This is a genomic window from Methylobacterium sp. EM32 (assembly GCF_040593685.1).
Classification (GTDB): Bacteria; Pseudomonadota; Alphaproteobacteria; order Rhizobiales; family Beijerinckiaceae; genus Methylobacterium.
This window is the reverse complement of record NZ_JBEXZS010000025.1, coordinates 34,962-46,176: the sequence shown is the minus strand read 5'-3', so window position 1 is coordinate 46,176 and position 11,215 is coordinate 34,962. Positions and strand designations below refer to the sequence as shown.

Genomic DNA, 11,215 nt, shown 5'->3' with positions numbered 1-11,215 from the left:
GGGGTGGGTTCGGCGGCGGGCGGCGCTGACGCGAATCGCCCGAATCGCCGGATCTCTCGACTCCGCTGTGGGCGACCGAAGAAGCTTGGCCGTTGTGGTCTTGGCGCCACACCGCAGTGCGAAACCTGACCGTTTTCCGGTTGAGTTAACGGCCAAGTTCGACCCCGGAACGGCCAAGTCTCTTTCCCGCCGCATTTGAACCGGAGCAGGATGGGCCTCCCCGTCGGTGCGGTCGCGCACCGGCCCCTCCAGCAGGTTCTGCATGCGCAAGCGCCTCCTCATCGCCGTCGCCGTCGCGGCGCCGCTCCCCGCCACGGCGCAGGTGAGCCCCGTCCGCGACAACATCGACGCGCTGATCGAGGCGCATGCCAAGGCCAACGGCGTCCCGGCGAGCTTCATCCACCGGGTGGTGAAGCGGGAGAGCGGCTACAACCCCCGCGCGGTCGGCCGCGGCGGGGCGATGGGCCTGATGCAGATCAAGCACGGCACCGCCCGGGCGCTGGGCTATAGCGGCTCGCCCGCCGGCCTGCTCGATGCCAGGATCAACCTGACCTACGGCGTCGCCTACCTCGCCGGCGCCTACAAGACCGCGCACGGCAATGAGGCCCAGGCCTACAGCTACTACGCCCGCGGCTACTACTACGCCGCCAAGCGGGCGGGCATCCGCACCGATGTGGCCGAGCTCGAAGCGCCGCCGGCCCGCGAGCTGCCCGCCAACCCGCTCAACAAGTTCCTCGGCAGCGTCTTCGGCGCCCGCCAGACGGCGACGACCGCCACCGCCTCCGCCGACCCCTCGGTCGCCGCCCTGGCGGGCGCCTACGCCCAGCAGGCCGCCGCGCAGCCCTACGCCCTGCCGACCCCCACCGCGCAGCAGCAGCCGGCGATGGCCCAGCCGGTCCAAGCTCCGGTCCAAGCCGCTCCGACCCAAGCCGCTCCGGTCCAGATGGCGTCGGCGCAGGAGCCGTCGGCGCAGGCGGCGGCCGATCCGGTGGTCACCGTGCCGCTGCCGCCGCTCCGCCCGGCCTCCCTGGCGTTCCACGCCGCCCCGGCCACCCCTACCAGCCAGGCCCTCGCCTATGCCGGCAACAGCGCCGCCCTGGCGTTCCCGACCTCCGGCCAGACGGTCAGCCTCGCGGCGACGCCCGCCGCCGCTTCTCCCGCGCCCGCCGCCCACCCGGCCGCGGCGACCACCGTCGCCGCCCTGGAGCCCGCCGCCGCGCCGGCCGAGCCGGAAGCCGGCCCCAAGATGCCGCTGCCGCCGCGCCGCCCGGTCGAGTTCCGCCACTTCGTCGTACGCAAACCCGCCCCCCCGGTGCCCCAGACCGCCGCGGCGGCGCCGGAGCCGGCTGCCGCGGTCAGCCAGTAGGCCTCACGCTTCCCCGACGAACAGGACCCGCGCCTGCGCGGGCGACGCGACGGCGATCCCGATCGCGCGGGCCAGGGCCGCGAGGCCGGCCACCTGGGCGGCGTTGTCCGGTGCCAGGCTGCCGTCCGGGCGCCAGAGGTTGTTCTCGAACCCGACCCGGGCATGCCCGCCGAGCGCCGCCGCGGCGACGAGGCAGGCCGCCTCCCGCGGCCCGAAGGCGCAGAGCGCCCAGGGCAGGTCGAGGTGGTGCTCGGAATTCCAGGCGCTCAGGAACGGCAGCAGGTCGGCGGGATCGGAACGCTGGCCGACGGCGTAGCGGCCGAGCACGAACAGGACGCTCGCTCGGTCGAGCGGGATCAGCCCCCGCGCCACGAGGCCCTGGAAGCGGGTGACGTCGCCCGCATCGTACAGGATGTGCTGCACCATCACCCCGGCCCGGGCCTGCTCGGCGAGGAAGGCGGCGGCGGCAGCCTCGTCCTCCGGCTCGGCGAAGAGCTCGCGCAGGGCGACCGAGAACGCCTCGGGCTTGAGCGCCCGCATCGCCGCCATCTGCTCGGCCGGGCCGTAGAGGCCGACCGCCTCGGTGGTGACCTGGCAGATCATCTCCGGCCCGGCCTCCCGGCGCACCGCGGCGAGCGCCGCCCGGTAGCGGTCGAGGTCGAGGGTGTGGCGCTGTTCGGCGTCCCGCACGTGCAGGTGGATCATCGCGGCGCCGGCCTCGCGGCAGCGGGCGGCGTCCAGGCCGATCTCCCGCGGGTCGATCGGCAGAGCGGGGTGGTCGGCCTTGGTGCGGCGGGCGCCGTTCGGCGCCACGGTGATGACGAGGGGGAGGGCCATCTGTCTCTCGGTTCCGTGGTGCGGCGGCCAGGATCACGATCGCGATGCGGCCACCCCCGCGACGCAGGGGCAGTCTGCCCCACCCGCCGCCCGGCGCCCATGGGCGATCGCGGTCGTCGTTAAGCCGGGGTTACGTCAGGCGGCCGGGGTCCGGCGCGAGCGCCGGTGCAGCACCAGCACCAGGCCGGCAATGCCCGCGACCGTGACGAGTCCCGAGGCCGCGAGGATGCGGCGGATCAGCGCCGTGTAGACCCCGGTCTGCGGATCGTAGCCGTAGCAGAGCAGCACCAGCCGGTCGGCGAGGCCGCCGACCCGGCCGTCTCCGGCCTCGACCAGGGCGAGGCGCAGGTCGCGGGCGGTCATCGCCAGCGGCGACAGCGCCCGGGCGACCCGGCCGTCGCCGGTCAGCACCAAGGCGCCGGCCGGATGGGCGTAGGAGTCGGTGTCGCGGTCGTAGGCGTAGGCGTAGCCGACCGCCCGCGTCACCGCCTCGACCGGTCCCGGCGATCCGGTGAGCACGACGGCGCCGGCGAGGAGCGGTCCCGGCCCGAGCTGCTCGGCCACCATGGCGCGGGCGGTGGCGGCGTCGGCGCGCGGATTGATGCCGAGCGTCACCAGCCGGTAGTCGCTGCCCGGCGCGAGCCCGGTGGCGGCGAGCGCCGTCCCGGCGACGGCGAGCATCGGGTCGCAGACGTTCCGGCAGGCATAGTCGAGGGGCATCAGCAGGGCGGGGCGCCCGGCGAGCGCCTCGCGAAGGGTCAGGCGCCGTCCGTCGGCGCTGTCCGTGAAGGCGGCGTCGAGGGGCGCCCGCGCCCCGGCGGGCGGCGCCAGCCCGACGCCCGAGAGGTCCTTGGGCGTCAGCCCCGCCGCGGCCGGCTGCGCGAGCAGGGCGAGGACGGCCGCGAGGCCGAGGCGGGCTGGCGTAACGCCGGGAACTCTCATCGCTTGCACCGATCGCCTTGCACCGATCGCCCGGAACCCGCACCCTCGCGCAACGAGATAGGGCGGCCGCGCGGATCACGGCCGCGACGGACCTTACGCCGCAGCGGGAGACGGGCGACATGGATGGCGACACGAACGGGGACGGGATCCGCGACGCAACCGCCCTGCGCGGCCATATGGGCCCGGTCAGCCGCCTGGCCGAGGGCAAGGTGCAGGCCCGGCTCGACCGGCATGCCCGCGCCTTCATCGCGCTCTCGCCGTTCCTGGTGGTCGCCACCGCGGATGCGGAAGGCCGCGCCGATGCGAGCCCGCGGGGCGACGCGCCGGGCTTCGTGCAGGTCATCGACGACGCCACCCTGCTGATTCCGGACCGGCGCGGCAACAACCGCGCCGACAGTTTCGGCAACCTGCTCGCCGCGCCCGGCATCGGCCTGATCTTCCTCGTGCCCGGCCTCACCGAGACCCTGCGGGTCAACGGCACCGCCCGCCTCACCACGGATCCGGCCCTGCTCACGCCCCTCGCCGCCCAGGGCAAGGTGCCGACCACCGGCCTCGTCGTCACGGTGCGCGAGGCTTTCTTCCATTGCGGCAAGGCGGTGATGCGGGCCCGGCTCTGGGACCCGACGGCGCAGGTGCCGCGCGAGAGCTTCCCGAGCCTCGGCCGCGTGCTCGCCGAGCAGACCGGCGCCATCGGCGTCGCCGAGGCCGAGCAGCTGATGGAGGAATCGTACAAGACGCGGCTCTACTGAGCGCTTCACGCCCTGGTTGTCCACAGTGAGCCGCGGCTCGAAAGTTGCGGTCGCGGCGGAACCCGCCGCCCCGTGATAGTGTACCACCGGACGGTGCCCGTGCGGGGCGCGCCGCCCGAGGCGAGGATCATCCGATGACAGGACAGGAGAAGCCCGATCGCCTTCGGGTTCTCGTGGTCGAGGACGAGTACTTCATCGCCGACGACATCTCGCGCGCCCTGATCCGCCACGGAGCCGAGGTGGTCGGCCCGGTGCCGACGGTCCAGGAGGCGCGGGCCCTGCTGGATACGCAAGCCCTCGACCTCGCGGTCCTCGACATCAACCTGCGGAGCGAGCTTGTCTACCCGCTGGTCGCCGAGCTGAGCCGACGCGGCGTGCCGATGGTCTTCGCCACCGGCTACGACGCCGCGGCGATCCCGGCCGATTATGAGGCGATTCCCGCTTGGTCGAAGCCCTTCGACTACAACGCCCTGGCCGACGTGCTGCCCGGCCTGCGCCGTACCTGACGCTGTGTTCTGACGCACCGCAGCGGAACCGTCACGCTGCAACCCTGTTCTGCATCGGAGCGATGTCTGCCCCGACGGCAGCACAGGAGAGAGGCTGAATGGCAGCAGAGAAGGAAACGAAGGCCTTTCCGGCCGCCGCGAGCACGCGGGTCCCGTTCGCGCTGGCCCTGTCGGCGCTGGCCGGCTGCGCGGACGCGATCGGCTTCCTCGAATTCTCGCAGCTGTTCATGTCCTTCATGAGCGGCAACACCACCCGCCTCGGCGCCGCGGTCAGCTTGGGGGAATGGGGCAACGTCACCCGGGTCGGCAGCACCATCGCGCTGTTCTGCTTTGGGGCCTTCATCGGCACGCTGCTCGCCGCGGCGGTCGGCTACTGGCGCCTGGCGGTGCTGCTCGGCCTCCAGGCAATACTGCTCTGCGTCGGCCTCGCCATGCCACGCGGGCCGGAGGAGTTCCCGATCCACGCCTACCCGATCGTGCTGGCGCTCGGCATGCAGAACGCCGTCCTCCAGGACGAGGAGGGGCGCAGCCTGGCGCTCACCTACGTCACCGGCGCGGTGGTGCGCTTCGGCACCGGGCTCGCCAACCTGCTGCTCGGCCATCCCTCGCCGTCCTTCTGGATCCAGGCGCCGCTCTGGGCCGCCCTCAGCCTCGGGGCGATCTCCGGCGGTCTGCTGCACGGCCTCTTCGGCGAGCGGGCCTTCCTGGTCCCGGCGGTCGTCGCCGCGATCCTGGCGGTGATCGCCCTGGTGATGACCCTGGTCCACGGCGACGGACCGCTCGTCTCCGGCACCAAGTCGCCGGCGCCGGACGCTGCCGCCACGGCTCCGCCGGTGGTGTGAGGCGCGCGCCGGAGCGGAGATCCCGCTCCGGCGAAGATTACGCACAATTCATGGAGCGGAGACACCGGCGTAAGCCGGCGGCGCTCATAACGGCAGGGTCGCCGGAACGCGGCGGCGCCCATCCCCCCCGGGCGCCGCCGCGCTTCAAGGCCCCGAGGGCCGAGGCGCCGGGTCATCATCGTCGCCCCCCAGACGACCCGGTGCACCGCGCCGCGGCAGGCCGAGCTCCCCCGCTCGGCCTGCCGACCCCGGCGGCGATGCCCGGCATGCCGCGATTCCTCCCCCAATCAGCGCGGCATGCCGGGCGGGGCCCGCCCCGGGTTCGAAGGGCGCCAGGATCCCGGATCGGAAACTCCCGCGCGCCGGGGATCTGCCCTAGAATGCCCGACATGCGCCTGCTCATCATCGAGGACGACCGCGAGGCGTCCAGCTACCTCTCCAAGGCCTTTCGCGAGGCCGGCCACGTCGCCGACACCGCCGATGACGGGCTCGACGGATACGCGCTGGCGCGCGAGGGCGCCTACGACGTGCTGGTGGTCGACCGCATGCTGCCGAAGCTCGACGGCCTGTCGCTGATCCGCTCGCTGCGCGAGCAGGGCGTCGAGACGCCGGTGCTGATCCTGTCGGCGCTCGGCCAGGTCGACGACCGGGTGAAGGGCCTCAAGGCCGGCGGCGACGATTACCTGCCCAAGCCCTACGCCTTCTCCGAATTGATGGCGCGGATCGAGGTGCTGGCGCGAAGGCGCGGCGGCGGCGCGGCCGCGGAAGCCACGACCTACCGCGTCGGCGACCTCGAACTCGACCGGCTGTCGCACCGGGTCACCCGGGCCGGCCAGGAGATCCCGCTCCAGCCGCGGGAATTCCGCCTGCTCGAATACCTGATGCGCCATGCCGGCCAGGTCGTCACCCGCACGATGCTGCTGGAGCACGTCTGGGACTACCATTTCGACCCCCAGACCAACGTGATCGACGTCCACGTCTCGCGCCTGCGCGCCAAGGTCGACAAGGGTTTCGAGCGCCCGATGATCCACACCGTGCGGGGAGCCGGCTACATGGTCCGCGCCGGCGGCGAGGCGTGAGCACCCAGAAGACGGGCCCTCTCGGCCAAAGCGCCTTCGGAGCGCCTGCGCCCGACGGCGTGCTGGCCCGCCTGGGCGCGCTGTTTCGCACCACGGCGTTCAAGCTCTCGCTCGCCTATCTCCTGGTCTTCGCCGCCTTCGCGTTCTTCGCCCTCGGCTACGTCGCCTGGAACGCCCGGCGGGTCCTCGACGACCAGATCGTCTCGACCATCGAGGCCGAGATCAACGGCCTGTCGGACCAGTACGCGTCGGGCGGCATCCGCCGGCTGGTGAGCGTGGTCGAGCGCCGCTCGCGCGAGCCCGGCGCCTCGCTCTACCTCGTCACCACGCCGGCGGGCGAGCACGTCGCCGGCAATGTCGAGGCGCTGCCGCCCGGGGTGCTCAACGAGCCGGGCCAGACCGAGACTCCTTACGGCCGCGGCACCGACGGCGAGCGCCTCGACCACCGGGCGATCGTGCGCATCTTCACCCTGCCGGGGGGATTCCGCCTGCTCGTCGGCCGCGACGTCGAGGAGCGCGACCGCCTCCGCGCCGTGATCGGACGCGCCTTCGCCTGGTCGCTGATGCTGGTGGTGGGATTGGGCTTCCTCGGCAGCTGGTTCATCGCCCAGCGCGTCCTGAAGCGCGTCGACCACATGACCGAGATCACCCGCGGCATCATGGCGGGCGACCTCGACGGCCGGCTGACGCTCGCCGGCACCGGCGACGAGCTCGACCGGCTGGCGAGCAACCTCAACGCGATGCTCGACCGCATCGGCGAGTTGATGCGCGGCATGCGCGAGGTCTCCGACAACATCGCCCACGACCTCAAGACCCCGCTCACCCGCCTGCGCAACAAGGCCGATGCGGCGCTCCGCGCGGGCAGCGACCCGGATTCCCTGCGGGCGGCGCTCGAGGCAAACATCGAGGAGAGCGACAACCTGATCCGGGTGTTCAACGCGCTCCTGATGATCGCCCGGCTCGAGGCCGGCAATGCCCGCGAGGGCTTGGCGGAATTCGATGCCGGGGCGGTCGCCCTCGAGGTCGCGGAGTTGTACGAAGCGGTGGCGGAGGAGCGCGGCATCGCGGTGCAGGCCGAGGTCGAGGACGGCCTGGTCCTGCATGGCAGCCGCGAGCTGATCGGACAGGCGATGGCGAACCTGATCGACAATGCCCTGAAATACGGGGCCCTAAAATACGGGCAGAAAACCGCGGATCCGGCCTCTGGGCCGGTGGTCCGCGTCGTGGCCCGGCGGGAGGAGGGCAGCGTGGTGCTCACCGTCGCCGACCAGGGCGAGGGCATCCCGGAGGCCGAGCGCGGCCGGGTGCTGGAGCGCTTCGTGCGGCTCGAGACCGCCCGCACCCGTCCCGGCTTCGGCCTGGGGCTCAGCCTCGTCAACGCCGTCGCCCGCCTGCACCAGGGCACCTTCACGCTCGACGACAACGCGCCGGGCCTGCGCGCGACCTTACGCCTGCCGGCCCCGCCGCGCGAGCCGGCCGCCCGGGAGGTCGCCGCGTGACCGGCCTTTCCGCGCGCCTGACCCGGGCGCCCCGCCTCGCCGAGCCGGAGCGGGCGCGAGACCGCCTCGCCGACCTCCTGGCCGAGGCGCCCGACCTCGCGCCCCTCCTGGGCGACGGCGGCCCGGCCCGCGACCTCCTCCTCGGCCTCGCCGACCATTCGCCGTTCCTGTGGGGCCTGGCCTCCCGCGACCCCGCCCGGCTCGCCGGCCTGCTGGAGCGCCCGCCGGAAGAGTCCAATGCCGCGATCCTGGCCGACCAGCGGGCCGCGGGCTTGGCCGGCGGCGACGTCGCCAAGAGCCTTCGCCGCAACCGCGCCGCCCACGCGCTGCTGGTGGCGCTCACTGACATCGGCGGGGTCTGGTCCCTGGAGCAGGTGACGGCGGCGCTCTCCGACTTCGCCGACGCCTCGGTGAATGCCGCGGTCGACGCGGCCCTCATCCAGGCCGCGGGCACCGGCCGCTTCCTGCCCCCCGACCCGACGAACCCGCAAGCCGGATCGGGCCTGATCGTGCTCGGCATGGGCAAGCTCGGGGCCGGCGAGCTGAACTATTCGAGCGATGTCGACCTGATCGTGCTGTTCGATCCCGACGTCGCGCCCCTGCGCGAGGGCGTCGAGGCGACGCCGTTCTTCAGCCGGATCGCGCAAGCGGTCGCCAAGCTGCTGCAGGAGCGCACCGCCGACGGCTACGTTCACCGCGTCGATTACCGGTTGCGGCCCGATCCCGGCTCGACCCCGACCGCCTTGTCGCTGCCTTCCGCCTATACCTACTACGAGACGGTCGGGCAGAACTGGGAGCGCGCCGCCTTCATCAAGGCGAGGCCGGTCGCCGGCGACCTCACGCTCGCGGAGTCCTTCCTCGCCGAGCTGCGGCCGTTCGTCTGGCGAAAATACTTCGATTTCGCCTCGATCGCCGACGTGCACGCGATGAAGCGGCAGATCCACGCCGTGCGCGGCCACGGCGCCATCGCGGTGGCCGGCCACGACATCAAGCTCGGGCGCGGCGGCATCCGCGAGGTCGAGTTCTTCGTCCAGACCCAGCAGCTGGTCTTCGGCGGGCGCCGCCCGTCCCTGCGCGGTCGGCGCACCCTGGAGATGCTGGCGGCCCTCCACGACGAGGGCTGGATCACGGCCGACGCGCGCGACGAGCTCTCGGAGGCCTACCGCTTCTTGCGCACCGTCGAGCACCGGCTGCAGATGGTGGCCGACGAGCAGACCCAGCGCCTACCGGAAGACACCGCGAAGCTCGGGCGCTTCGCCCGTTTCCTCGGCTATGCCGACGAGGCCGCCTTCGGCGCGGCCCTGACCGCCGAGGCGCGCCGGGTCCAGGGGCATTACGCCCTGCTGTTCGAGGCCGAGCCGGATCTCGCGGCGGAGGTCGGCGACCTCGTCTTCACCGGTGTCGAGGACGATCCCGAGACGCTCGCGACCTTGCGTCGCCTCGGCTTCCGGGCGCCGGAGCGGGCGACCGAGACGGTGCGGGGCTGGCATTTCGGCCGCCGCCCGGCGGTGACGAGCCCGCGCGCCCGCGAGGTGCTGACCGAGCTGGTGCCGGCGCTGATCCAGGCGCTCGCCGGCACGGCCGATCCCGACGGGGCGCTCGCCGCCCTCGATCGCGCCTTCGGGCGGATGCCGGCCGCGGTCGAGCTCCTCACCATCCTGCGCTCGCACGAGCGCCTGCGGCTGCTCTTCGCCGACCTCCTTGGCACCGTGCCGCGGCTCGCCGACACGGTGGCGTTCAGCCCGCACGTCCTCGACGCGGTGATCGACCCGGCCTTCGTGGCGCCGGTGACCGAGCCGGAGGCGCTGGCCGAGCCGTTCCGCGCCGGCCTCGGCCGGCCCCGCGACTTCGAGGATTTCCTCGACCGCAGCCGCGACGCCGCCCGCCAGCTGCGATTCGTCACCGGCGCGCGTCTCCTCTCCGGTATCCTGCCGCCGGCCGGGGCGGGCCGGGCCTATGCGGGCATCGCCGAGGTCACCGTCGCGGCGGCGCTCGGGGCGGTGGAGGCCGCCTTCGCCGAGGAGCACGGGAGCGTGCCCGGCGGGCGCTTCGCGGTGCTCGGCCTCGGGCGCCTCGGCTCGCGCCAGCTCACCGCCGATTCCGACCTCGACCTCGTGGTCCTGTACGATTTCGACCCGGATTCGCGCGAGAGCGACGGACCGCGCCGCCTCGACGCGGCGGTCTACTACAACCGCCTGACCCAGCGCCTCGTCGCGGCGCTCACCGTGCCGACCCGGCGCGGCCGGCTCTACGAGGTCGATCTTCGCCTGCGCCCGAGCGGCGGCCAGGGCCCGATCGCCAACCAGTGGCAGCGCTTCTCGGCCTATTGGCGCGACGAGGCGGCCCTGTGGGAGCACATGGCGCTGACCCGGGCCCGGGCCATCGCTGGCGATGCCGGCCTGATGACGGAGGCCGCCGCCGCCGCCGCCTCGGTCCTGCGCCAGCCGCGCGAGGCGGCCTTCGTCGCCGGCGAGGTGCGGGCGATGCGCGCGCTCGTCGCGCGCGAGAAGGGCGATCACGGTCCCCTCGACCTCAAGCTCGCGCCGGGCGGGCTCCTCGACCTCGACTTCCTCGCGCAAGCCCTGGTCCTGTCCCACGCGAGCGCGCAGCCCGACCTCGTCGGCCTCGACGCGCCGGAGGTGCTGGAGCGCGCCGGCGCCCACGGCTTCGTCGAGCGGGGGCTCGCCGGCCGCCTCATCACCGCCTACCGGCTCCTCGACGACGTGCATCACTGGCAGCGCCTGATGGTCGAGGGCGAGTTTTCCCGGACGGCCCCGCCGGCGGCCCGGGCCCGCCTCGCCGCGGCGCTGGGCCAGCCCGACGAGGCGGCGCTGACGGCGCAGCTCACCGAGACCCGTGCGGGCGTACGGGAGGCGTTCGAGGCGCTGCTGGGATAAGCCGCTCCCGTCCGGCGCGGCCGGCGAGAGCAACTTTCGACGAAGTGGACACCGGTTCGTCGCAGAAAATGCTGAAAAATCAAAAACCCGGAGAGCTTCGCGATCGCGGCGCGATCGTGACGTGCTCGAGGCGGTCCGGGTGGTCGTTGAGGCGGGTCCTGCACCTGCCCCGGTGCATGCGACCGCGAGCGCCGGGGCATTTTTTCGGCGAGATCGGGCTCTGCCAAGCGGAACACTTCGCACGGGCGGGCGTTCCTGCCGAGTTTCGGAGCCGGCCGTCCGATCTCGCCCCTCGCGTGCGAGGCGGCGCCCGTGCGCGTCGAGGCAGCCGGACTGCCTCACGGATGACCTTGCGTATCGAGGGCGGAATATAAGCGTGTCGCGGGCTGACGTGCTCGTGCTACGGCGGATGTGGCTGAAATCCGACGCGAATAGGCTGAGCGCAGGACAAAGACTTGCGGATTTACGCAGGATTAAGGCGTTCGTTGTCTTAGTTTG

General features: G+C 73.2%; 10 protein-coding genes. 7 read left to right on the top strand and 3 right to left on the bottom strand.

The window, feature by feature from the left end; translation table 11 throughout:
* Positions 1 to 264 (bottom strand): hypothetical protein (locus ABZT49_RS04365; protein WP_355283515.1); only part of this gene is annotated, 264 nt, incomplete at its 3' end.
* Between ABZT49_RS04365 and ABZT49_RS04360 the strand changes: the two genes are divergently transcribed.
* The gene (locus ABZT49_RS04360; protein ID WP_355283513.1) at positions 263 to 1,366 is read left to right on the top strand and encodes a transglycosylase SLT domain-containing protein; all 1,104 of its coding nucleotides are present in this window, start codon (positions 263 to 265) and stop codon (positions 1,364 to 1,366) included. The genes ABZT49_RS04365 and ABZT49_RS04360 overlap by 2 nt on opposite strands.
* 3 nt (positions 1,367 to 1,369) lie before the next feature.
* On the opposite strand, the gene ABZT49_RS04355 is transcribed toward ABZT49_RS04360, so the two are convergent.
* Entirely contained in the window at positions 1,370 to 2,203 is an 834-nt protein-coding gene (locus ABZT49_RS04355; protein ID WP_355283511.1) for a 3-keto-5-aminohexanoate cleavage protein, read from the bottom strand.
* 135 nt (positions 2,204 to 2,338) lie between these two features.
* Positions 2,339 to 3,145 carry an SCO family protein gene (locus ABZT49_RS04350; RefSeq protein ID WP_355283508.1) on the bottom strand — a complete coding sequence of 269 codons (807 nt, stop codon included), beginning with the start codon at positions 3,143 to 3,145 and terminating at the stop codon, positions 2,339 to 2,341.
* A 119-nt stretch (positions 3,146 to 3,264) separates the two neighbouring features.
* Here ABZT49_RS04350 and ABZT49_RS04345 point away from each other — a divergent pair, with 119 nt between their 5' ends.
* The 6 genes from ABZT49_RS04345 (at position 3,265) to ABZT49_RS04320 (ending at position 10,717) form a co-directional block, all read left to right on the top strand.
* Entirely contained in the window at positions 3,265 to 3,894 is a 630-nt protein-coding gene (locus ABZT49_RS04345; protein ID WP_355283505.1) for a pyridoxamine 5'-phosphate oxidase family protein, read from the top strand.
* A gap of 134 nt (positions 3,895 to 4,028) precedes the next feature.
* Positions 4,029 to 4,400, top strand: coding sequence for a response regulator (locus tag ABZT49_RS04340; protein ID WP_355283502.1), 372 nt, complete (start codon positions 4,029 to 4,031; stop codon positions 4,398 to 4,400).
* 98 nt (positions 4,401 to 4,498) lie between these two features.
* Positions 4,499 to 5,242, top strand: a complete 744-nt coding sequence (locus ABZT49_RS04335) for a YoaK family protein (RefSeq protein WP_355283499.1) — start codon at positions 4,499 to 4,501, stop codon at positions 5,240 to 5,242.
* A gap of 389 nt (positions 5,243 to 5,631) precedes the next feature.
* Positions 5,632 to 6,321 carry a response regulator transcription factor gene (locus ABZT49_RS04330; RefSeq protein ID WP_093567116.1) on the top strand — a complete coding sequence of 230 codons (690 nt, stop codon included), beginning with the start codon at positions 5,632 to 5,634 and terminating at the stop codon, positions 6,319 to 6,321.
* Complete coding sequence (locus tag ABZT49_RS04325) at positions 6,318 to 7,820, top strand: HAMP domain-containing sensor histidine kinase (RefSeq protein ID WP_355283496.1); 1,503 nt, start codon at positions 6,318 to 6,320, stop codon at positions 7,818 to 7,820. The genes ABZT49_RS04330 and ABZT49_RS04325 overlap by 4 nt, the downstream gene beginning before the upstream one ends.
* The gene (locus ABZT49_RS04320) at positions 7,817 to 10,717 is read left to right on the top strand and encodes a bifunctional [glutamine synthetase] adenylyltransferase/[glutamine synthetase]-adenylyl-L-tyrosine phosphorylase (protein WP_355283493.1); all 2,901 of its coding nucleotides are present in this window, start codon (positions 7,817 to 7,819) and stop codon (positions 10,715 to 10,717) included. Before ABZT49_RS04325 ends, ABZT49_RS04320 begins: the two co-directional genes overlap by 4 nt.
* Positions 10,718 to 11,215: the final 498 nt, after the last annotated feature.

Excerpts from the sequence above, each read along its gene's own strand:
- ABZT49_RS04355 (WP_355283511.1), bottom strand. The coding sequence starts at position 2,203 with ATGGCCCTCCCCCTCGTCATCACCGTGGCGCCGAACGGCGCCCGCCGC.
- ABZT49_RS04340 (WP_355283502.1), top strand. The coding sequence starts at position 4,029 with ATGACAGGACAGGAGAAGCCCGATCGCCTTCGGGTTCTCGTGGTCGAG.
- ABZT49_RS04360 (WP_355283513.1), top strand. The coding sequence starts at position 263 with ATGCGCAAGCGCCTCCTCATCGCCGTCGCCGTCGCGGCGCCGCTCCCC.
- ABZT49_RS04350 (WP_355283508.1), bottom strand. The coding sequence starts at position 3,145 with ATGAGAGTTCCCGGCGTTACGCCAGCCCGCCTCGGCCTCGCGGCCGTC.
- ABZT49_RS04330 (WP_093567116.1), top strand. The coding sequence starts at position 5,632 with ATGCGCCTGCTCATCATCGAGGACGACCGCGAGGCGTCCAGCTACCTC.
- ABZT49_RS04335 (WP_355283499.1), top strand. The coding sequence starts at position 4,499 with ATGGCAGCAGAGAAGGAAACGAAGGCCTTTCCGGCCGCCGCGAGCACG.
- ABZT49_RS04345 (WP_355283505.1), top strand. The coding sequence starts at position 3,265 with ATGGATGGCGACACGAACGGGGACGGGATCCGCGACGCAACCGCCCTG.